Origin of the sequence: Pseudomonas sp. LW8, assembly GCF_041956865.1 — a bacterium.
In the GTDB taxonomy this organism is placed as follows: domain Bacteria; phylum Pseudomonadota; class Gammaproteobacteria; order Pseudomonadales; family Pseudomonadaceae; genus Aquipseudomonas; species Aquipseudomonas siliginis.
This window is the reverse complement of the sequence record NZ_CP168138.1, coordinates 4,836,209-4,857,831: the sequence shown is the minus strand read 5'-3', so window position 1 is coordinate 4,857,831 and position 21,623 is coordinate 4,836,209. Positions and strand designations below refer to the sequence as shown.

Here is a 21,623-nt window from a genome sequence, read left to right as displayed (position 1 = left end):
CAGCGGTTTTCAGCCCGGATTGAACGCAGCGTAGCCGCTGCCCGGGACCGGTTCGACGCACACGCTATCGTCGAGGCGAATGATGCCGCTTTGTAACACCCGGGCGGTGATCCCGCCATGCCCGCGCACGGCTTGAAAAGTGCCCGGGCCGAGATTGTTCTGCAAACGTGCGCAGGGCTGACACCAGCCAGTGGTTTCGAGTATCGCTTGCCCGATGCGAAAGCGCCGCCCCTTCAGGCTAAACAAATTGATTCCGCTTATAACGAGATTGCGCCGCAGATCTTCAGGCCGGACCGGCTCGTCATCGGGACGGCCCATCAATGCGTTGATTACCGCCAGGTGCTCCCATTGAATCAGTGTCACCTGTCGCGCATTGCGAACGCCCGGGCGGGCGTGGTCGCCGGTGAGCCCGGCTTCCAGCCGCGCCTCGACCGCCTCGAGCTCAAGCATCGGCCCACGGGATTCTGGACGCACACCGATCCAGCGCACACGACCGGTTTGCGGAACCTCGGCGATCAACTGCTGCAGCGGCGTCACAGGCTGATACCCACGTCGAACACAATGCTGCGGCCGAGGTTGCTGCGCAGAAAGTCCGGTGCGTCGGGGTGGGCGAACAACACGCGGGCGAATGTCGGGCCGACCAGCGACAGCGAGCGCCAGCCCTGACGCAGATATTCGGTCGGTGGCGGGAAATGACTGTTGAGATCGAGCACTTCGCGCTTGAGGCTGGCGAAGGCGATGATGTCCAGTTCACCCAGATCCATGCCGCGTTCCTTGTAGTTGTGCGCCTTCTTGCGCAGGGTTGGCGCCAGGCGCAGGAGAAATTCATTGGCCGGGATGCGTTTGGGCTTGGCTTCGCGGCGCACCAGTTGGCTCAGGGAAAACGCGCTGCGCCGACGCTGCAATTCGTCGCGCCATTCATCATTGAGACGGCGGCCCTCATCGAGGACGAAAAAAACTTCGAAATTGGCATCGCGAAACAACACGTCCGGCGGCTCACCGGCCGGGGCGAATTCGTCGGCGCGGTAGGGGATGTTCAGACCTTGCAGCAGGCGCTGGCAGACCCAACGCTCACGCTCCCATTTGCGGGCATTGGACAGGAACGCGTTGGCTTGCTCGGCCGCGATGGTCAGCAGGCGTAAATAATCTGAATCATCCATAAGCCCAAGCTTAGCGTCCAAATGCGACAAGCAGATAGCTTTGCATCGGCTCAGACATAAACGTCGCGCGATTGCGCCCTTGTAGGAGCTGCCGAAGGCTGCGATCTTTTGCTTTTATAAACAAGATCAAAAGATCGCAGCCTTCGGCAGCTCCTACAAAAAAGCGTGTCGAGTAGCAGGTGAGGGAATCATGATCGGTGCCGAACTGCTTTCAACGGCAAGCCTGACACTCGGCTGGCTGATTTATCTGCCGGCGCTGCTCTGGGCGATCATGCGTGCGCCATGGGTCGAGCTGTTCAGCGACAGTCGTCGGCAGCACTTGCTGTTCGGCACGGTGTTCGCGCTGTTTCTGCTGTGGCTGGTGCGCAGGGATTTCGACACCGGTGTGTCTTACCACTTTATCGGCATGACGGCGGTGACGCTGCTGCTCGATTGGCCGCTGGCGATCGTCGGCGGGCTGGTTGCGCAGATCGGCCTGGTGCTTTTGGGGCGTCAGGACCTGGCTGCGGTGGGCGTCAATGGCGCGTTGCTGATTCTGCTGCCAGTGCTGATCACCGAATGCGTGGCGATTCTGGTCGAGCGTGCGCAGCCACGAAATCCATTCGTTTACATCTTCTGTTCCGGTTTCTTCGCCGCCGCGTTGTCCGGCCTGTTGTGCCTGATCCTCAGCCTGACGCTGCTGTGGTACGACGGCCTCTTCGCCATGCCGGAATGGCTGGAAGATTTCGTCGGCTACCTGTGGTTGCTGCTGTTTCCCGAGGCCTTTATCAACGGCATGGTTGTCAGCGCGTTGGTGGTGTTCTGCCCGGAATGGCTGGAGACCTTCAACCGCACCCGTTACCTTTCGGCGCCGTGGAAGGACGACGATCCGAAGTCTTGATCCACATCAAACCGGCCATGCCGCAGAGATTTCATGCTCGCGCAAATTCCTTCAGGAGCAGTGGCATGGGCGTGTACGAATGGGCGCGGCAGGAAACCCGGCAGAGTCTGGAGCTGGCGCAGGAAGTGGGCTTTGACCCGGGCCTGAGTTTGCGCGCCCTGCTCAGCGCCGTGGTGCAGCAGAGCAAGGCAGTGCGCAATGCCGAAGACCTGGCCGACGAGTTGCGCTTTCTTGCGGAGAACCTCGACGACAGTCAGGACTACGGCTTTATGCGGCCCTGATCAGCGATCAGTGACGCGGATCGAAATCGCCGGAAAACAGCTCGTCCTCGGCATCCGGGGCGACCGGAATCTTGTGTTCTTCCGAGGCCCAGGCGCCGAGGTCGATCAGTTTGCAGCGATCGGAGCAAAACGGACGGAATTTGTTCGCCGGGGTGAATTCGACGGGGGCGCCGCAGGTTGGGCATTCAACGGTTGGAATCTGGCTCATGCTTGGCCTCCGGATAAAGTCAGATAAAAGTGATGCAGACGCTCGACCTCGCTGTGCAGCCAGGCGAGGTCGCGGTCATTGACGATCACGTCGTCGGCACGGCTCACGCGATCTTCACGGCTCGATTGCGCCTTGAGGATCGCCTGCACCTGCGCTTCGCTGGTCTGGTCACGTTGCAAGGTGCGTTCGATCTGCAGTTGTTGCGGCGCATCGATGACCAGAATGCGCTGGGTCATCGCGTATTGCCCGGACTCGATCAGCAACGGTGACACCAGAATCGCGTAAGGCGATTTTGCCTGCGCCAGATGATCATCGATTTCTTCGCCGATCAACGGATGCAGCAGCGCTTCGAGCCAACGCCGCTGTTCAGGGTCTTCAAAAATCAGTTTGCGCAGGGCGGCACGGTCCAGTGTGCCGTCGGCCTGCAACACGCCGGAACCGAAATGCTCGGCGATTTTCGCCAGCGCCGGACGCCCCGGCTCGACTACCCAGCGCGCCGCATGATCAGCGTCCACCACGTGCACGCCGAGGTCGATGAAGTGCTGCGCCGCCGCGCTTTTGCCGCTGCCGATGCCGCCGGTCAGGCCGAGGATCCAGGGTTTTTCCACAGGGGTATTCATTTCAAACCGACAGACTGCCAATAGAAGTCGGTTATTTGACCACCCCAGAGCAAGGCAATCCAGCCGGCAATTGCCAGAAAGGGTCCGAAGGGGATCGGCGTCGAGGTTGCCTGGGCGCGCAGACGCAGCATGACGACGCCCAAAATCGCTCCCACCAAGGATGACAACAGAATTGTCAGCGGCAGAATCTGCCAGCCACCCCAAGCGCCAAGCAAGGCCAACAGCTTGAAATCGCCATGACCGATGCCGTCCTTGCCGGTGAGCAGTTTGAACAGCCAGAACACCGACCACAGCGCCAGATAACCCGCGACTGCGCCCCACAATGCATCGGGCAACGCCACGAACACGCCGAAGCTGTTGACGATCAGCCCCAGCCACAGCAGCGGCAGCACCAGCACATCGGGCAGCAGCTGATGTTCGCAGTCGATCAGACTCATCGCCAGCAAGCCCCACGTCAGCAAAATCAGCAAGCCGGCCGGCCAGCCGAAGCCCAGATGCCAGGCGATGAATGCCGACAGCAGGCCGCAGGCCAGTTCGGTCAGCGGGTAACGTTTACTGATCGGCGCCGAACAGGCCGAGCAGCGCCCGCGCAGCAGCAGATAACTGAGCAGCGGAATGTTTTCCCAAGGGCGGATCCGGTGTCCGCAATGCGGGCACGCGGAGTGCGGCAGCATCAGGTTGTAGGTCGGCACAGGCGTTTCAGTAGGCAGGCCGAGCACATCATGGGCCTGCTGGCGCCAGTCGCGCTCGAGCATTTTCGGCAAGCGCCAGACCACAACATTGAGGAAGCTGCCGACCACCAGCCCGAGCAGCAGCGCGCTGACCACAAAGGCCCGCGGATACACAGCAAACAGTTCTTCGATAGGCATGTCAGATCGCTGAGCCGAGTTGGAAGATCGGCAGGTACATGGCCACCACCAGTCCACCGACGATGACCCCCAGCACCACCATGATGAACGGCTCCATCAGGCTGGTGAGGTTGTCGACCATGTTATCGACTTCCGCTTCATAAAAACCGGCGACCTTGTCGAGCATGTCATCCAGCGCGCCCGATTCCTCGCCGATGGCGGTCATCTGCACCGCCATGTTGGGAAACACACCGGTGCTGCGCATGGAGAAATTCAGTTGCATGCCGGTCGAGACGTCCTGCCGCACCCGCAACACCGCGCGCTTGAACACCACATTGCCGGTGGCACCGGCGACCGAATCCAGTGCTTCCACCAGCGGCACACCGGCTGCGAATGTGGTCGACAGGGTGCGGGCAAAACGTGCGACGGCGGACTTGTACATCAAGGTGCCCACCAGTGGCAGCTTCAACAGCCAGGCATCGCGGCGGTCACGCAGGGCCTGCGATGTCTTCAGCGCGTGGCGAGTGCCGAAAAACGCTGCCACCAGCGCAAAAAGAATCGCCCACCACCACTGCTGCATGAATTCCGACAGGCTGATGATCATCAGGGTGAAGCCCGGCAGTTCGGCGCCGAACCCGGAGAATACCGACTGGAACTGCGGCACCACCTTGACCAGCAGAATGCCTGTTACCACTGCCGCCACCAGCACCACGGCGGTGGGGTAGGTCATGGCTTTTTTGATCTTGGCCTTGAGCGCTTCGCTTTTTTCCTTATAGGTCGCCACACGTTCAAGCAAGGTGTCGAGGGCGCCAGACTGTTCGCCGGCGTCGACCAGATTGCAGTACAACTCGTCGAAGTATTGTGGTTTCTTGCGCAGGGCCGTAGCGAAGCTGTTACCGGCCGCGACCTCCTGTTTGACCTCGTCGACCAGTTTGCGCATGGCCGGATTTTCGAAGCCTTCGCCGATGATGTCGAAGGACTGCAACAGCGGTACACCGGCCTTCATCATCGTTGCCATCTGCCGGGTGAACAGGGCGATGTCCTGCGGTTTGATGCGTTTGCCGAAGGTCAGCAGGGACGCGGATTTCTTGCGCACCTTGCCCGGGTTGATCCCCTGTTTGCGCAGTTGCGCCTTGATCAGTGCGGGGTTCTGTCCGCTCAACTCGCCGCTGACTTTACTGCCTTTGCGGTCCGTGCCTTCCCAGGCGTAAATGCTGACTTTCGCTGCCTTGACCGCCATGTTCAATCCTTGGTGACCCGGTTGATTTCCTCAAGGCTGGTGATGCCTTGCATGGCCTTGTGCAGCCCGGAAGTGCGCAGATCGGCGAAACCGTCGCGGCGCATCTGAATATCGATTTCCAGCGAATTGCCCTCGGCCATGATCAACCGTTGCAGGTCCGGTGTGTTCTTTACCACTTCATAAATCCCCACGCGTCCTTTGTAACCGCCATTGCAGTGATCGCAACCGACCGGCTCGTAGATCGTGAAATGACCGATGCGTTCCTCGGGGAAGCCTTCCTTGAGCAAGGTTTCGTGCGGGATCTCCAGCGGCCGCTTGCAGTGTGCGCACAACTTGCGCGCCAGACGCTGGGCGATGATCAGGCTGACCGAGGTGGCGATGTTGAAACCGGGAATGCCCATGTTGTGCAGGCGTGTCAGGGTTTCCGCTGCGCTATTGGTGTGCAGGGTCGACAGCACCAGGTGGCCGGTCTGCGCAGCCTTGATTGCGATCTCGGCGGTTTCCAGGTCGCGGATCTCGCCGACCATGATCACGTCCGGGTCCTGACGCAGAAACGAGCGCAGCGCTTGGGCAAAGTCCAGCCCTTGGCGGGGATTGACGTTGACCTGATTGATACCTTCCATGTTGATTTCCACCGGATCTTCGGCGGTGGAAATATTGATGTCGACGGTGTTGAGGATGTTCAGCCCGGTGTACAGCGACACGGTTTTACCGGAGCCAGTGGGGCCGGTGACCAGAATCATCCCTTGCGGCTGTTTCAGCGCGGCCAGGTACAAGGCTTTTTGTTCGGCCTCGTAGCCCAGCGCATCGATGCCCATTTGTGCACTGGACGGGTCGAGAATCCGGATCACCACTTTTTCGCCCCACAGAGTCGGCAGGGTGTTGACGCGAAAATCGATGGATTTGCTTTTCGACAGGCGCATTTTGATGCGGCCGTCCTGAGGTTTGCGCCGTTCCGAGATATCCAGACTGGCCATTACCTTCAAGCGCGCGGCAATGCGCCCGGCCAACTGGATCGGCGGCTTGGCGACCTCGCGCAGCATGCCGTCGGTGCGCATGCGCACCCGATAGTTTTTTTCGTAGGGTTCGAAATGCAGGTCGGAAGAGCCGCTTTTGATCGCATCGAGCAGCATCTTGTGCACAAAACGTACGACCGGGGCGTCGTCGGCATCGAGGCCGCCGATCACGTCCTGTTTGTTGTCATCAATGGACTCGACGTCGAGGCCGTCGAGATCGACATCGGCCATTTCCTCCAGGCCCGAGGCATGGCTGTCGAAGAACTTGTCGATGGCGTCGCTGAGCTTGTCGTCCTCCACCAGAATCGCTTCGGTGCTCAGGCCGGTGCTGAACTGGATGTCGCTGATCGCCTGCTGATTGCTTGGGTCGGAAAGGCCCACGAACAGTTTGTTGCCGCGCCGCCACAAGGGCAGGGCGCAGTGCTGACGAACCAGTTTTTCGCTGACCAGGCCCTTGGGCTGAGTCTCTTTGTCGAGGCAATGCAGATCGAGCAGGGCCATGCCGAAATGTTCCGAGGCGATCTCGGCAATTTGCCGGCTGTTGACCAGTTTGTTGTGCACCAGGTAATTGACCAGCGACACGCGATTGCGCTGGGCCTGCGCCCAGGATTGCCGGGCGCTTGTTTCCGTGAGCAGTTCGGCCTGGACCAATTGCTTGGCCAGACCGCTCAGAGCGATGTCATTCATGGGGATTCCGCACGCTTGCCGTTCATGACTTATAGCCTAGTCAAGTGACAGCGCCAAACACGGCCGGTGCAGGTGACAAAAAGTGTCAGATAGTGCGGTTGCGGGTTGTAGGAAACGGCGCAGGCGATTGCGCGCGCCCAGCAGGCGGGGCCTGAAAGGCGTTGGCATGGGCTGTGCTGAGCCTTGTTCAGATCATGAGATTTCGACTCATGCATGGAGCGTGTCTATGAAAAAACAACAAGGTTTCACATTGATCGAGCTGCTGATCGTTGTGGCGATCATCGGCATTCTGGCGACTATCGCCCTGCCGCAGTATTCGAAGTATCAGGCGCGGTCGAAGGTGACGGCGGGGCTGGCGGAGATCAGCGCGATGAAGGTGCCGTTTGAAGACCTGATCAATCAGGGGACAAATCCAAGCTTGGCGGCGGTGAAAGGCGATAACGTCACCACTACCTCCAATTGCGCTCTGACTGCCTCAGGTACCGCTGCAGACGGAGCTGGAACGATTGTATGTACGTTGGCCAACGCGCCAGCGCCTGTATTGGGCAAAACCATCACGCTGACTCGTACGGCGGCCGGCGGCTGGAGTTGTGGCACTACGGTCGCTCCTGACTACTCGCCAAAAGGCTGCGCTGCCAGTGGGACTTGATCCATTTGTTGCACCCAGAATGCCCCGCATCGCGGGGCATTTTCATACCCTGACCACTTAACAAAAGCTCCAATAATTTCAGCAGCTTATGAACTTTCCAAAAAACCGCAACTTGCATGCGAAGATTGAGCGAGTCATGCATTTTGCATGAAAATGAAAATTGGCATTTTTCATAACTCATTGTTTTTAAAAGAATTTATATGGCAAAAAAAGTTGGCACAGCGTTCGCAATATATCCGGTAACCCTGCTGACAAGCGTTACAGCAGACTTCCAGTAAAAACAGGAGTTACTCGTATGAAGAAGTTCGCTATCACTGCCGCTGCTACCGCTCTGACCCTGACCATGGCTGGTGGCGCTTTCGCCCAGTCCGCTCAGGCTACCCAGTCGCCAATGGTTCTGGCTGCCGGTGAAATGACCAAGGCTAAAGAAGAGACTTCCGATACCTGGATCACCACCAAGGTCAAAGCTGATCTAGTCACCGAAAAAGGCATTCCAGGCACTGATATCAAAGTCGAAACCAACAAGGGTGTAGTTTCCCTGTCGTCGACCACTGCGGTAACCGAGTCGCAGAAAGAAGTCGCCGTAGGCATCGCCAAGAAAATCAAAGGCGTTAAAGCGGTCTCCGCTGACGGCCTGAAAGCCGAGTAAGGCAAGACTTCTCGCCTGAACCGGGAGAAGACGCGACAGACGGGCCGAGCAATACGTCTGCCGCAACTTTAGAGTTCATGCGAACGGTCACACGGATGTGACCATTACAGGCCCCGGCACTTGTGTCGGGGCCTGTTCTATTTTGGGCAATACCAATGTGGGAGCGAGCCTGCTCGCGAATGCGTAGTGTCAGCCGACAAGTTCGTCAGTAGACAGACCGTATTCGCGAGCAGGCTCGCTCCCACAGGGTGAATTTCGTTCGGCTTAGTTACCGCGTTTGCTGTTGATCTGCCGCAAGCGATTACCTTCGAAGCGCAGGTACTGGTACATGCCGTTGTTTGGTCCGTAGGTCCATTCCTCGACCTGAAACTCTTCGCGCCGATTGGCACTGCGCTTGTAGCCGAGCACATCGCGACTGACCGGCTCACCACATTTTTGCAGCACTTCGCTGGCGCGGTCGCCGAGGCTGATCAATTGGCTGCCGCAGCGCAATGTATCCGAAGCCGACGCATGGCAGGCGGCGCAGGTCAGAGCGAGCGCCATCAACCAGTTACGCACGGTCATTCGGCATCCAGGTGCATTTGCGTGACCACGCGGCCATCGCTTTCGGCCTCGCCGAGGTTGGCGTCGATGAAGTACACGCGGTCATCCTCGAGCTTGCCCTTGTCGACCAGGTAATCCTTGATGGTGCTGGCGCGGTCCTGGCCCAACTGGCGCAACAGCACCTCGCTGCCACTCCAGAATGCGATCACGCCCTGGCGCATTTTCGCCGTGCGTTCTTCTTTGCCGAGGTCTTTCCATTCTGCCGGTGGCTGGGTTTTCAAGCGGGTGCGGTAGATGCCTTCGAGCAACGCGCCTTTCTCGCTTTCGGGCACTTGCAACAGCGAGGCCTGGGCCGGGACTTTGTCGCCACGGCGCTGGAGCATCTTGTAGTAGTTGTACTGATATTCGCGTTCCAGACGTTGCTCGGCCAGCAGTGGCCCATCGCTGCTCTTCGCGGCCGTGCCTTCGATTTCCAGGCGCAGCGCCGGACGTTCCTTGAGTGCCTGCGACAGTTTCACCAGCGCCGCTTCGGCGTCTTTGCTCAGATCGCTGGAGCCCGGCGCGAAGGACACCGTGCCGAGGTCTTCGGAGCCGCCGCCACTGACCAGCCCGCCGATCATTTTGAACGGTGCGGCGGCCGCTTTGACGATCAAATTGCGCAGGGTTTGCCAGACGATCGGCATCACGCTGAACTGTGGATTATTCAGGTCGCCGGTCACCGGCAATTCGATGGAGATCTTGCCGTCGACGTCCTTGAGCAGGGCGATCGCCAGTTTCAGCGGCAGACTCACTGCATCAGGGCTGTCGACCTTCTCGCCCAGTTGCAGCTGCTCGACGACGACTTTGTTCTCGGCTTTCAGCTGGCCTTTGGTGATCAGGTAGTGCAGATCAAGGTTGAGCCGGCCCTTGCGGATGCGGTAGCCGGCGAATTTGCCGGAGTAGGGCGTCAGGGTCGTCAGTTCGACGCGCTTGAAGCTGGTGGCGATGTCGAGGCTGGCCATCGGGTCGAACGGATTGACCGCACCCTTGATGGTCACCGGCGCATAACGGTCGACCTTGCCTTTGATATCGACGCTGGCCGGCTTCGCCTGACGACTGTCAATGGTGCCGATCTGACCGTTGAGCTGCTGCACGGCGGTGGCGAAATTCGGCGTCAGGCTGAAGTCGGCGAAGTTGGCCGAGCCGTCGTTGATCGCAATCGCGCCGATGTGAATACCCAGCGGTTTGTCCTTTCCTGCCGGTTTGGCTGCGGTGCTTTTTGCTCCGCTGTCGGCCGGTTGCGGGATCAGCAGGTCGTCGACGTTGGTGGTGCGATCGTCGTTGATCATGAAGCGTACATAGGGCTGCAACAGGTTGACCTTGTCGATCGACAGGCTGTCGCCGTGCTGATAGTTGATGCCGTCGACCACTACTTGCTGCCATTTGAGAAAATCGCGGGTCTTGAGCGTATCGAGGGTGTGCAGTTGATCGATCTGCGCGCGGCCGGTGACGCTGAGGGCCAGTGGTTCGGTGCTTTTCAGGTTGACCTTGAGGTCACTGCCGAGCATGCCGCTGCGCAGTTCCAGGCGAATGAACGGGTTGATATAGGACTGCGCGACACGCAGGTCGACGTCCTGGGTTTTCACGTTGAGCTGCGCGTTGACCGGGGCCAGATTGACCGTGCCGTCGGCGCTGATCTTGCCTTGCTTGCCCAGGCCGCTGTCGAGCTTGAGCTTGAAAGGCGAGCCGTTGAGGCTGTCGAAATCCTGCAGATCGACGTTCAGCGGGGTGATGTCCAGCGCTACTGCCGGTTGCGCCGAGCGGTCGGCGAGATGGACCGTGTAGTTGCGCAGTTGCACATCCTTGACCAGCACCTGCCATGGCTTGCTCGGCGCGCTTGGCTCAGGTTTCGGCGAGTCGGCGGCGGCCGGTGTATCCGCCGGTTCGGCAGCGGCTTTGGCAGCCGGTTTCGACGGTTGGCTGGCGAACAGCTTCTGCCAATCCAACTGGCCGTCGGCTTCCAGCGCCGCCCAGGTTTCCAGTTTGTTGCTGCGGATCTTGCCGACCACCACTTGCTGCTTGGCCAGGTCCAGCGAGGTTTCGCTGACGTCGAGGCGTTCGAGCCTGGCCAGCGGACGTCCGTCCGGAGCCTTGATGGCGAACGGCGCAATGCTCACCGCGACGTTGTTCAGCAGCAGTTCGGTCTGTTTCGACAGGTTGAGTTTGTACTCGGTGCTGAGGCTGACCACGCCGTTTTCCAGCACTAGCGGCACGGCGTCGCGCACGTAGGGCCAGAAGGATTTCATCTGGCCATCGGTGACTTTCAGGGTGCCTTCGGAGGTGAACGGGATCAGGCTGAAATTGCCGGTCCAGTCGATCCGCCCGCCAGCGGGGCCGATGGCGACGAGGGTCATGTCGGCGCTGTCCTCGGGCAGGGTACTGAGGTTTTTCAGCTCGAAACTGAGGTCGTCGTAAAGAAATTCGATCGGCTCGCTGGGCCGCATATCCTCGAAATGCACCACGCCGCCGGCCAGTTTGATGTTGTCGATACGCAGCGGGAATGGCTTGGCGTCGGGATCGGCGGGTGTCGGCTCGCTCGGCGGCACGTTGAACAGGCCGAGCAGGTTGAGCTTGCCGTCCTTGGCGAAGAGGATTTCGCTTTTGGGTTTGTCCAGTTCGATGTCGGACAGATGCAGCGCTTTGGTCCACAGGCTGTCGATTTGCAGGTTGGCATAGAGGCGATCGAAGCCGACCTGCTCCTTGCCCGGCTCGCCGATCACCAGCCCCCACAGGGTGACCTCAAGGCTGAAGGGGTTGAGTTCGATGCGCTGCAGATGCGCCGGCATCGTCGCGTAGTTCGCCAGTTGCTGGTTGGCCACGCGCAAGGCAATGCCCGGCAGGATCAAAAACCCCAGCAGGCTGTAGAGGGCCAGGGCTGTCAGCAGTGCGCCAATCGCGCGAATCAATCCTTTGGGCATGTGCGGCTTCATCTGTCTGAATCGGAGTGCCTTGGAGTATGGCACGCGATTCTGGTTCCGAAGTGCTTGATGTGGGACAGGATTGTTCAGAAATTTCTGTAGGAATAGATCTCCCCGGTGGGAGCGAGCCTGCTCGCGAATGCGCTGGTTCAGTGAAAAACAAGTCGACTGACACTGCGCTTTCGCCAGCAGGCTCGCTCCCACAGGGAAATGAAATCGCTCATGCCGGAGGGATCACAGCTGCAAAATCAGTGTCTTCAACGGTGGCTGCTGGTCCCGCGAGGGGAAGTCCGCACCCGGGGTCATCACGCTCCATTCGCGCACCGGGCGACCGGCCTTTTCGGCGCAGCGCAGCACTTGTTCGCGCCAGTCGTCCATGCTGACTTTCGCCAGGTTGTTGCAGCAGATCAGTACGCCGTTGTCGGCGGTGGCCAGCAGCGCGGGTTTGAGCAGGCTCTGATAATCGCGTAGCAGGTCGACGGTGCCGAATGCGCTTTTGGCCCACGCCGGCGGATCGAGCAGGACCAGATCGTATTGGCGCTGTTCGAGGCGCTGATAGCTCGGCAGCTTCTGCCCGCGCCGCACGCTGATCGGCAGGCCAGCGAGCTGGCGGATCGCCGGGAAGTAATCGGACTGAATGAATTGCATCGGCGGCAGTTGCGGGTTGAGCAAACCATTCTCGCGACCGACCGCCAGGTTGCCCTCGGCAAAATCGAGGTTGCACACCTCACGTGCACCGCCGGCCGCTGCACTGAGGCCAACACCACAGGTGTAAGCGAACAGGTTGAGCACGCTTTTGCCTTGCGCGTGATCCTTGACCCAGCCACGGGTGTTGCGCAGGTCGAGGAACAGTAGCGGATCCTGTCCGGCATGACGCCCGCGCACGCGGTAGTTCAGGCCCCATTCATGACCGACCAGATCCGCCAGTGCGGCGTCATCGGCTTTATAGACGCTGTCCTCGCGATCAATCCGCGAGTTGCCACGGGAGCGGTCGTTGTAGACCAGCAGGCTGTCGAAGCCCAGGGTCTGGTTGACCATGGCGTGCAGTTGCAGCAGGTCGTCACGTTCGAGCGTCTGGTGAAAACTCTGCACCAGCAGTTGCGGGCCGTAGCGGTCGATGGTCAGGCCGCCGGCGCCTTCCTGGCTGCCGTGGAACAGCCGATAGCAATCGGTGCCCTGGCTGTGCAGCGCAGCGAGCAGGTCCTGGCGTTGATCGAGGGCGGCGCGCAGCGCCTGATTCAAGGAAGACATGCGGGCGCCTTGCTGAGGGGAATTGGGGCGCGGGAGTTTAACAGTTTGCCGGGGGATCGCGTGATGGCCCTTCGCGAGCGAGCTCGCTGCCACATGTGCAATGCGATCACCTGTGGCAGCGAGCCTGCTCGCGAAGCTATTGATTCAAACGTTTATCAACGAGGTCCTGCACCACACTCGGATCTGCCAGGGTCGAAGTATCGCCAAGGCTGTCGAGCTCATTGCAGGCAATCTTGCGCAGAATCCGCCGCATGATCTTGCCCGAACGGGTCTTGGGCAATGCCGGCGCCCACTGGATCAGGTCAGGTTTGGCGAAGCTGCCGATCTCCTTGCTGACATGCGCCAGCAGGTCTTTCTTCAGCTCTTCGTTGGCCTCGGTGCCGTTCATTGGCGTCACGAATGCGTAGATGCCCTGGCCTTTGACGTCGTGGGGATAACCGACCACGGCGGCTTCGGCGATGCTGTCGTGCAGCACTAGGGCGCTCTCCACTTCGGCGGTGCCGATGCGGTGGCCGGAGACGTTGATCACATCGTCGATGCGTCCGGTAATCCAGTAATCGCCGTCCTCGTCACGGCGGGCGCCGTCGCCGGTGAAGTAATAGCCGGGGTAGGGCTTGAAGTAGGTGTCGATCATCCGCTGCGGATCGCCGTAGACGCTGCGAATCTGCGCCGGCCAGCTGGATTTGATCGCCAGCACGCCGCTGCCGGCGCCTTTGATTTCCTTGCCGGCTTCGTCAAGCAATACCGGTTGCACGCCGAACATCGGTTGCGTCGCGCAGCCGGGTTTGATCCGTTGGGCGCTGACCAGCGGGCTGAGCATGATGCCGCCGGTTTCGGTCTGCCACCAGGTGTCGACGATCGGGCAGCGCTGTTCACCGACAGCATTGAAATACCATTCCCACGCTTCCGGGTTGATCGGCTCACCGACGCTGCCGAGCAATCTGAGGCTGGCGCGCGAAGTTTCCTTCAATGGTCCGGCGCCTTCGCGCATCAGCGCGCGCAGGGCGGTGGGCGCGGTGTAGAAAATGTTGACCTTGTGCTTGTCGATGACCTGCCAGAAGCGCGAACTGCTCGGGTAGCTCGGCACGCCTTCGAACATCAGTGTGGTCGCACCGTTGGCCAGCGGCCCGTAGACGATGTAACTGTGGCCGGTGACCCAGCCGACGTCGGCGGTGCACCAGAACACTTCGCCGTCGCGGTAGTCGAGCACATATTTGAAGGTCATCGCCGCTTGCAGCAGATAGCCGCCGGTAGTGTGCAGCACGCCTTTGGGTTTGCCGGTGCTGCCGGAGGTGTAGAGGATGAACAGCGGATCTTCGGCGTCCATCGGTTCCGGCGGGCAGTCATCGCTGACCTCGCGCACGGCCTGGTGATACCAAAGGTCACGGCCTTCGACCCAATCGACTTGGCCCTGAGTGCGCTCGACGACCACCACGGTGCTGACGTTCGGGCAGCTTTGCAGGGCTTTGTCGACGTTGTTTTTCAGTGGCACGAAGCGGCCGCCACGTACGCCCTCATCGGCGGTGATCACGGTACGGCAGTCGGCGTCGAGAATTCGATCACGCAGGGAATCCGGGGAAAATCCGCCGAACACCACCGAATGAATCGCGCCGATTCGCGCGCAGGCGAGCATGGCGTAGGCGGCTTCGGGGATCATCGGCATGTAGATGCACACCCGGTCGCCTTTCTTTACGCCACGGCTTTTCAGCACGTTGGCCAAACGGCAGACGTGGTGATGGAGTTTGTTGTAAGTGATCTGCGCCGACTCGGCAGGATCGTCGCCTTCCCAGAGCAGGGCGGTCTGCTCGCCGCGTTGCTTGAGGTGACGGTCGATGCAGTTGTAGCTGACGTTGAGCTTGCCGCCGGCAAACCAGGCGGCTTCTCCGGTTTTCAGGTCATAGCGCTGAACGGTCTGCCACGGCGTGCTCCAGTCGAGGAAACGCGTGGCCTGCTCGGCCCAGAAGGCGCTGGGGTGTTCAATCGATTCGCGGTACAGGCGCCGATACTCGTCCTGGCTCAACTGAGCGGCCTGGCGCACGGCATCGGCTTTGGGGAACGTGCTGATATCGAACATGACGGTTCCTTATTCTTGTGGTGCGACACGAATAAAGATGCGCCGAGCGCTGCACAGGTTCAAGTCATGTGCCAAAACAACTGTGGGAGCGAGCCTGCTCGCGAAGGCGGAATGTCAGTCAACGAAGGTGTTGAATGACGAACCGCTTTCGCGAGAAGGCTCGCTCCCACAGGGGAACAGCGTTGTGCCCGAAGGCTTTTATCAGCCGCGATGGCGCCCGCGGAAGTAGTTGATCAGGCCTTGAGTCGAGGCATCGTCAGCCACGGTCTCGTCGCTGCCGACCAGGCGGTTGTAGACGCCTTTGCCCAATTCCTTGCCCAGTTCCACACCCCACTGGTCGAAGGCGTTGATGCCCCAGACCACGCTTTGCACGAACACTTTGTGCTCGTACATCGCAACCAGGGCGCCGAGGCGACGCGGGCTGATGCGTTCGACTACCAAGGTGTTGCTCGGGCGATTGCCCGGGATCACCTTGTGCGGCGCCAGTTTGCGCACGTCGTCTTCGCCCATGCCTTTGTCGCGCAGTTCGGCTTCGGCTTCCGGCAGGGTCTTGCCGAGCATCAGCGCCTGGCTCTGCGACAGGCAGTTGGCGTACAGCCACTGGTGATGATCGGAAACCGGGTTGAAGCTGACGATCGGCACAATGAAGTCGGCCGGGATCAGTTGGGTGCCCTGGTGCAGCAACTGGTGATAAGCGTGCTGACCGTTGCAGCCGACGCCGCCCCAGATCACCGGGCCGGTATCGGTCGACACCGAGGTGCCGTCCTGACGCACGCTCTTGCCATTGGACTCCATGTCCAGCTGTTGCAAGTGCTTGGTGATGTTGCGCAGGTAGTGGTCGTACGGCAGGATCGCGTGGCTCTGCGCACCCCAGAAGTTGCCGTACCACACGCCGAGCAGGGCCAGCAGCACCGGCATGTTCTGTTCGAACGGCGCGGTCTGGAAATGCTGGTCCATGGTGTAGGCACCGGACAGCAATTCCTTGAAGTTGGACATGCCGATGGCCAGGGCGATCGGCAAACCGATCGCCGACCACAGCGAATAACGCCCGCCGACCCAGTCCCACATCGGGAAGATGTTTTCTTCGCGGATACCGAAGGCCACCGCTGCGGCGTTGTTGCTCGATACGGCGATGAAGTGGCGATACAGCTCGGCTTCCGAGCCGCCCTGCGCCAGGTACCAGGCGCGTGCGGCCTGCGCGTTCTTCAGGGTTTCGAGGGTGTTGAACGACTTCGACGAAACGATGAACAGCGTGGTCTCGGCGCGCAGTTTCTGCGTCAGCTCATGGAATTCGCTGCCGTCGATGTTTGCCAGATAGTGGCAACGTACGCCTTTCTGCGCGTAGGACAGCAGCGCTTCGGAGACCAGCTCAGGGCCGAGGAACGAGCCGCCGATGCCAATGTTGACCACGTCGGTGATCGGCTTCTCGGTGTAACCGCGCCACAAGCCATCATGAATTCGGCCAACCAGATCGGTGATCTGGTTCAGCACCTTGTGCACTTCCGGCATCACGTTGACGCCGTTGACCGACAATTTGTCGCCGACCGGGCGGCGCAGGGCGGTGTGCAGTGCCGGGCGGCCTTCGGAGGCATTGACGATTTCGCCGTCGAACAGCGCTTTGATCGCGCCCTTCAGATCGACTTCATTGGCCAGGCCCACGAGCAGGTTGCGGGTCTCGGCGTTGATCAAATTCTTCGAATAATCGAGAAACAGACCGCAGCTACTGAGGGTGAACTGATTGAAACGCTGCGGATCGGCGTTGAAGGCTTCGCGCATGCTGAAATCCTGCATGGCTTGGCGGTGGTCTTTCAACGCTTGCCAGGCGGGCAGAGCGGTAACGTCGTGAGGAGTGCGGTAGTACGCCATCGCTGCGGTTTTCCTTTTTACTTGAACGGCCTTTTGAACACGGTACAGATCAACCACGGGTTTTAGCGCATGGGATCAACTGCGTCGACACGAGATCTGGACACAGGGCGAATACAGTAAACCTCGCGCTGCGTTCTGTCTTGACTTTGTCTGACCAGATCCCTGTACTTTTTTAACATCCGCAGAGGAATCTGGCCGACAAACGGAGGTGCCCGGAAGACTTTCGCCCAACCGGCATGCACCGGAAACACATGTGGGAGCGAGCTTGCTCGCGAAGGCGTGGTGTCAGGCAACTTATAAGTCGCTGATACACCGCCTTCGCGAGCAGGCTCGCTCCCACAGGGAAATTCGTTGCTGCTTAAATCGGGCTATCGAGATTCAGGTGCAGGTTGTCGATCAACCGCGTGGTGCCGAGGAACGCCGCCGCGAGAATCACCAGATCGCGATCCTCCGCCGTCGCCGGACGCAAGGTCAGGCCATGACGGATTTCCAGATAATCCGGACGCAGCCCCGCCGCTTCCAGCACCTGCAACTGCGCAGCGATCAGCGCCGGGTAATCACGCTCACCTTGTTTGATCGATTCGGCGATGCTGCTCAGCACGCGATACACCACCGGTGCCACGGCGCGCTGGTCTTCACTGAGGAAGCCGTTGCGCGACGACAGCGCTAGACCGTCCGCAGCACGTACGGTTGGCTCGCCGATGATCTGGATCGGCATGTTCAGGTCATGCACCAGTGCGCGGATCACCGCCAGTTGCTGGTAATCCTTCTGGCCGAAGATCGCCAGGTCCGGTTGGACCATGTTGAACAGCTTGCTGACTACGGTCGCCACACCTTCGAAGTGCCCCGGACGGCTGGCACCACACAGGCCTTCGGACAATTGCGGCACGCTGACCCGGGTTTGCCCGGCCATGCCGTCCGGGTACATCTCTTCAACCGTCGGCGCGAACAGCAGGTCGCAACCGGCTTCGAGGAGCTTTTCCTGATCGGCGGCGAGGGTGCGCGGGTATTTGTCGAGGTCTTCGCCGGCGCCGAACTGCAGCGGGTTGACGAAAATACTCGCGACGACGAAATCGACTCGCTGCGTAGCCTTGGTGATCAATGCGACGTGGCCGCTGTGCAGGTTGCCCATGGTCGGCACGAAGCCGATGCGCTTGCCTTCACTGCGCGCGCGAGCGACGGCGGCACGCAGTTCGCGTACGGTTTTGACGGTGTTCATGCAGAGAATCCGTGTTCGATGCCGGGAAACGTGGTGGCTTTGACTTCACTGACGTAAGCCTTCAGCGCGGCCTGGATGCTGTCCTGACCTTGCATGAAGTTCTTGACGAATTTGGGGACGCGGCCGCTGATCGACAGGCCGAGCATGTCGTGCAATACCAGTACCTGGCCGTCGGTGGCGTTGCCGGCACCGATACCGATCACCGGAATGCCCACGGCCTGGCTGATTTCTGCCGCCAGTTCGCTCGGCACGCACTCAAGCAAGAGCATGGCCGCACCGGCCTGCTCCAGCGCGATCGCATCGGCACGCATCTGCCGCGCCTGGTTCTCATTGCGGCCCTGCACCTTATAGCCACCAAGGATGTTCACCGCTTGCGGGGTCAGGCCCATGTGCGCACACACCGGCACACCGCGCTCGGCGAGCAGGCGTATCGACTCCGCCAGCCATAGCTGACCTTCAACCTTGACCATGTGCGCGCCGGCCTGCATCAGCATGGCGCTGTTGTTCATGGTCTGTTCGAGGGTGGCGTTGGCCATGAACGGCAGGTCGGCGAGGATCAGGGCATCGCCATTGCCACGCTTGACGCTGGCGACGTGATAGGCCATTTCCGCCGTGGTCACTGGCAGGGTGCTGTCGTGCCCCTGCAGGACCATGCCCAGGGAGTCGCCGACCAGCAGCACTTCGACACCGGCCTCATTGCAGGCATGGGCGAAGGTCGCGTCATAGCAGGTCAGCATGGTGATTTTTTCACCTTTCTGCTTGAGGCTCTGGAGCGTGGTCAGGGTGATGGCTGGCATGTAAAAAATCCTCGTTCAGGCGCTCTGGAAACTGCTGCGAGTCACGCGCGTGATTCTTCATCTACTCAGGCGCACGGTCTTGTGTCGTGCTTTGAAAGGCCTGGATTGCGCCCGTTCATGCCGGGTTGGCGGCAGCGGGACGCCTATAGTCGTGATGAGCCAACAGGAAGTCAATTGCGTGTGTTACCGCCTTGTTACGCGGGCGGTGTTACCGGCGTTACTGATGCGATTCAGCGGCTTGGCGGGCCTGATTGGGGGGATTTTTGTCTGACAAAAACTGGAGATTGGCAGGTGACCTGTGGCGAGGGGATTTATCCCCGTTGGGTCGCGGAGCGGCCCCATGTTTGTATACGGCTTGGTCAGATTTGGGCCTGCTTCGCAGTCCAGCGGGGATAAATCCCCTCGCCACATAACCACATTTCACAGAAGATTTTTGTCAGGGCTGGGAGATGCGTTCAAGGCCGACAAACGGGCAGGCGGCCAGCAGGTCGGGAAGGGCGCGGCCATCGGCGAGACGCAGATCCTGCGGCGCCAGCTCAGCCAAGGGATAGAGAACAAACGCCCGCTCCTGAATCTGGTAATGCGGGATCTTCAGCCGTGGCTCATCGATCAGGCGATCGCCGAACAGCAGAATATCCAGATCCAGCGTGCGTGGCCCCCAGCGCTCAAGACGCTCGCGGCCCTGAGCGTTTTCGATCGCTTGCAAGGCGTCGAGCAGCTCGATCGGTGCGAGCGAGCTGTCGAGGGCGGCGACGGCGTTGGTGTAGCGCGGCTGGCCCGGCAACAGTGAATCGCTTTGATAAAAGGCTGAAACGCCGGCAAGACTCGTCTGCGGCAATTGCCCCAGTGCCGCGATGGCGCTGCGCAACTGGTCGTCCGGGTCAGCGAGGTTGCTGCCCAGACCAATGTAGATGCGTTCCATCGCTTACTCGCCCGTCGCGCTCGAGGCGCCGGCGCGCTTGCGCTTGGAACCGCCGCTGCGGCGACGTTTGCGTGGCGCGCCGCTGGCATCGTCACCCTTGCCGCTGAGGTCGCGGATCATGTTGCGACGCTCGCTGTCGTTGGCGTCCTGATAATCGGTCCACCATTCGCCGAGGCCATCGGTCTCCTCACCGGCGCTTTCACGCAGCAGGAGGAAATCGTAACCGGCGCGGAAACGCGGGTTGTCCAGCAACAGATCGGCGCGTTTGCCACTGCGCCGTGGCAGGCGTTCCTGCATGTCCCAGATTTCGCGGATCGGCATGGTGAAGCGCTTCGGAATCGCGATGCGCTGGCACTGTTCGGCGATCAGCTCGTGAGCGGCTTCCTGCATCGCCGGAATCGGCGGCATGCCACGTTCCTGCAGACGCAACACTCGCGCCGGCAGCGCAGGCCAGAGCAGGGCGGCAAAGAGGAACGCCGGGGTCACCGGTTTGTTCTGCTTGATGCGCAGGTCGGTGTTGGTCAGCGCTTCGCTGATCAGCGTGTGGGTGTATTCCGGGTTGTATTCCAGCGCCTCGGCACTGGCCGGGAACAGCGGGGCGAACAGTTGCAGATCAACCAACATTTCAAAGGTGATCGCGCCGTGCCCGGAGAGGAACAACTTGAGCACTTCTTCGAACAGCCGCGCCGAAGGAATCTCGCGCAGCATCGGCGCCAGCTCACGGATCGGCTGCACGGTGTGCTTCTCGATGCCGAAGTTGAGCTTGGCGGCGAAACGCACGGCCCGCAGCATGCGCACCGGGTCTTCCTGGTAACGCTGCTTCGGGTCGCCGATCAGACGGATCAGGTGATTGCGAATGTCGTGCACGCCATTGGCGTAATCGAGAATGCGCTCGCTGACCGGATCGTAATACAGAGCATTGATGGTGAAGTCGCGGCGTTGCGCGTCTTCTTCCAGGGTGCCGTAGACGTTGTCGCGCAGAATCCGCCCGCTCTCGTTGCGCGAAGACTGGTTGCTGTCTTCCTCGTCTTCGTTGATCGGGTGATTGGCGCGGAAGGTCGCGACTTCAATGATTTCGCGACCGAAATGGATGTGCACCAGTTTGAACCGGCGACCGATGATCCGCGCATTGCGGAATTCGGCACGGACCTGCTCGGGGGTGGCGCTGGTGGCGACGTCGAAATCCTTGGGCGTGATGCCCAACAGCATGTCACGCACGCAACCACCGACCAGATAAGCCTGGTAACCGGCACCTTGCAGGCGTTCGACGATATTCACCGCATAGCGGCTGAACTGCGTTTTCTGCAGCGAATGTTGGCCGCTGTTGAGCACTTCAGGGGTGCTGCGGATGTGTTGCGTACGACGCACGGGAGTTCGGAATGACTGGAACAGCTTCTTCAGCATGGGATGCACTGTTTGAAGGAATGTTCGGCCATACCAAAAGAATGACCGCATGATGGGCGCAGATTCTAGCATTTAGTCGGGGGATGGTGTAGGACGCGGCAGATATGAGCTGCAAGCCCCAAGCTACAAGGGTCCAGCGAGGAAAACGGGGGAATTTCACGGAAGGGAGAAACTACAAGGGGAGCCGAAGCTCCCCAAGAAGTAGTTGCGTGCTCTTTTTATTATTGATTCGGGCTTCTTGTTTTTGTTGAGTGCCCTCGCCACGAAGTGTTTCCTTCGTGACCCTCCCAATCGGGAGCCAAGAGCAAACGGATTGCTTTGGTCGCTGAATTGCAGTGATCTGTCGATCCAA

Annotated in this window: 20 protein-coding genes; 4 read left to right on the top strand and 16 right to left on the bottom strand. The window is 60.2% G+C overall.

Going from position 1 to position 21,623, the window contains the following annotated elements; all coding sequences use genetic code 11:
* Window positions 1–9: 9 nt before the first annotated feature.
* Together AB9L16_RS21945 and AB9L16_RS21940 are read right to left on the bottom strand one after the other, a co-directional pair.
* On the bottom strand, window positions 10–537 hold the full coding sequence (locus tag AB9L16_RS21945) for an MOSC domain-containing protein (protein WP_095181837.1): 528 nt from the start codon (window positions 535–537) through the stop codon (window positions 10–12).
* Complete coding sequence (locus AB9L16_RS21940; protein ID WP_007909887.1) at window positions 534–1,160, bottom strand: DUF1780 domain-containing protein; 627 nt, start codon at window positions 1,158–1,160, stop codon at window positions 534–536. Before AB9L16_RS21940 ends, AB9L16_RS21945 begins: the two co-directional genes overlap by 4 nt.
* 190 nt (window positions 1,161–1,350) lie before the next feature.
* Here AB9L16_RS21940 and AB9L16_RS21935 point away from each other — a divergent pair, with 190 nt between their 5' ends.
* Window positions 1,351–2,040, top strand: a complete 690-nt coding sequence (locus AB9L16_RS21935) for an energy-coupling factor ABC transporter permease (RefSeq protein ID WP_041477814.1) — start codon at window positions 1,351–1,353, stop codon at window positions 2,038–2,040.
* A 65-nt stretch (window positions 2,041–2,105) separates the two neighbouring features.
* A complete protein-coding gene (locus AB9L16_RS21930; RefSeq protein WP_016773148.1) occupies window positions 2,106–2,321 on the top strand; it encodes a hypothetical protein in 216 nt (71 codons plus the stop codon).
* Between the two features lie 7 nt (window positions 2,322–2,328).
* Here AB9L16_RS21930 and yacG read toward each other — a convergent pair whose 3' ends face one another.
* Genes yacG through pilB form a run of 5 tightly spaced genes read right to left on the bottom strand, consistent with a single transcriptional unit; the run spans window position 2,329 to window position 6,940 of the window.
* Window positions 2,329–2,529, bottom strand: a complete 201-nt coding sequence (gene yacG / locus AB9L16_RS21925) for a DNA gyrase inhibitor YacG (RefSeq protein WP_016773149.1) — start codon at window positions 2,527–2,529, stop codon at window positions 2,329–2,331.
* Entirely contained in the window at window positions 2,526–3,149 is a 624-nt protein-coding gene (gene coaE / locus AB9L16_RS21920; RefSeq protein WP_252876915.1) for a dephospho-CoA kinase, read from the bottom strand. The genes yacG and coaE overlap by 4 nt, the downstream gene beginning before the upstream one ends.
* Window positions 3,146–4,018, bottom strand: a complete 873-nt coding sequence (locus AB9L16_RS21915; protein ID WP_252876914.1) for an A24 family peptidase — start codon at window positions 4,016–4,018, stop codon at window positions 3,146–3,148. The genes coaE and AB9L16_RS21915 overlap by 4 nt, the downstream gene beginning before the upstream one ends.
* A gap of 1 nt (window position 4,019) precedes the next feature.
* Window positions 4,020–5,237, bottom strand: a complete 1,218-nt coding sequence (locus AB9L16_RS21910; protein ID WP_150638505.1) for a type II secretion system F family protein — start codon at window positions 5,235–5,237, stop codon at window positions 4,020–4,022.
* Between the two features lie 2 nt (window positions 5,238–5,239).
* Window positions 5,240–6,940: a type IV-A pilus assembly ATPase PilB gene (gene pilB, locus AB9L16_RS21905; RefSeq protein WP_056790439.1), complete on the bottom strand. Its 1,701-nt coding sequence runs from the start codon at window positions 6,938–6,940 to the stop codon at window positions 5,240–5,242.
* 226 nt (window positions 6,941–7,166) lie between these two features.
* On the opposite strand from pilB, the gene AB9L16_RS21900 reads away from it, so the two are divergent.
* A complete protein-coding gene (locus AB9L16_RS21900) occupies window positions 7,167–7,589 on the top strand; it encodes a pilin (RefSeq protein ID WP_252876912.1) in 423 nt (140 codons plus the stop codon).
* A 295-nt stretch (window positions 7,590–7,884) separates the two neighbouring features.
* Complete coding sequence (locus AB9L16_RS21895) at window positions 7,885–8,238, top strand: BON domain-containing protein (protein ID WP_071173629.1); 354 nt, start codon at window positions 7,885–7,887, stop codon at window positions 8,236–8,238.
* A gap of 264 nt (window positions 8,239–8,502) precedes the next feature.
* On the opposite strand, the gene AB9L16_RS21890 is transcribed toward AB9L16_RS21895, so the two are convergent.
* The 9 genes from AB9L16_RS21890 to AB9L16_RS21850 form a co-directional block, all read right to left on the bottom strand.
* Window positions 8,503–8,802, bottom strand: coding sequence for a DUF2845 domain-containing protein (locus AB9L16_RS21890; protein ID WP_095181833.1), 300 nt, complete (start codon window positions 8,800–8,802; stop codon window positions 8,503–8,505).
* Window positions 8,799–11,750: a DUF748 domain-containing protein gene (locus AB9L16_RS21885; protein WP_252868296.1), complete on the bottom strand. Its 2,952-nt coding sequence runs from the start codon at window positions 11,748–11,750 to the stop codon at window positions 8,799–8,801. The genes AB9L16_RS21890 and AB9L16_RS21885 overlap by 4 nt, the downstream gene beginning before the upstream one ends.
* A 222-nt stretch (window positions 11,751–11,972) precedes the next feature.
* Window positions 11,973–12,989, bottom strand: coding sequence for a class I SAM-dependent rRNA methyltransferase (locus AB9L16_RS21880; protein ID WP_252868295.1), 1,017 nt, complete (start codon window positions 12,987–12,989; stop codon window positions 11,973–11,975).
* A 136-nt stretch (window positions 12,990–13,125) separates the two neighbouring features.
* Window positions 13,126–15,063 carry an acetate--CoA ligase gene (acs, locus tag AB9L16_RS21875; protein WP_150638513.1) on the bottom strand — a complete coding sequence of 646 codons (1,938 nt, stop codon included), beginning with the start codon at window positions 15,061–15,063 and terminating at the stop codon, window positions 13,126–13,128.
* Between the two features lie 201 nt (window positions 15,064–15,264).
* A complete protein-coding gene (gene pgi / locus AB9L16_RS21870) occupies window positions 15,265–16,929 on the bottom strand; it encodes a glucose-6-phosphate isomerase (protein WP_016773160.1) in 1,665 nt (554 codons plus the stop codon).
* Window positions 16,930–17,287: 358 nt separating this feature from the next.
* Window positions 17,288–18,148, bottom strand: a complete 861-nt coding sequence (gene panC / locus AB9L16_RS21865; protein WP_252878905.1) for a pantoate--beta-alanine ligase — start codon at window positions 18,146–18,148, stop codon at window positions 17,288–17,290.
* Window positions 18,145–18,945 (bottom strand): 3-methyl-2-oxobutanoate hydroxymethyltransferase, encoded by an 801-nt coding sequence (panB, locus tag AB9L16_RS21860; protein WP_150638516.1) that lies wholly within the window; start codon window positions 18,943–18,945, stop codon window positions 18,145–18,147. Before panB ends, panC begins: the two co-directional genes overlap by 4 nt.
* 436 nt (window positions 18,946–19,381) lie before the next feature.
* A complete protein-coding gene (gene folK, locus AB9L16_RS21855) occupies window positions 19,382–19,867 on the bottom strand; it encodes a 2-amino-4-hydroxy-6-hydroxymethyldihydropteridine diphosphokinase (protein WP_375122700.1) in 486 nt (161 codons plus the stop codon).
* 3 nt (window positions 19,868–19,870) lie between these two features.
* Window positions 19,871–21,271 carry a polynucleotide adenylyltransferase PcnB gene (locus tag AB9L16_RS21850; RefSeq protein WP_375122699.1) on the bottom strand — a complete coding sequence of 467 codons (1,401 nt, stop codon included), beginning with the start codon at window positions 21,269–21,271 and terminating at the stop codon, window positions 19,871–19,873.
* Between the last annotated feature and the right edge of the window lie 352 nt (window positions 21,272–21,623).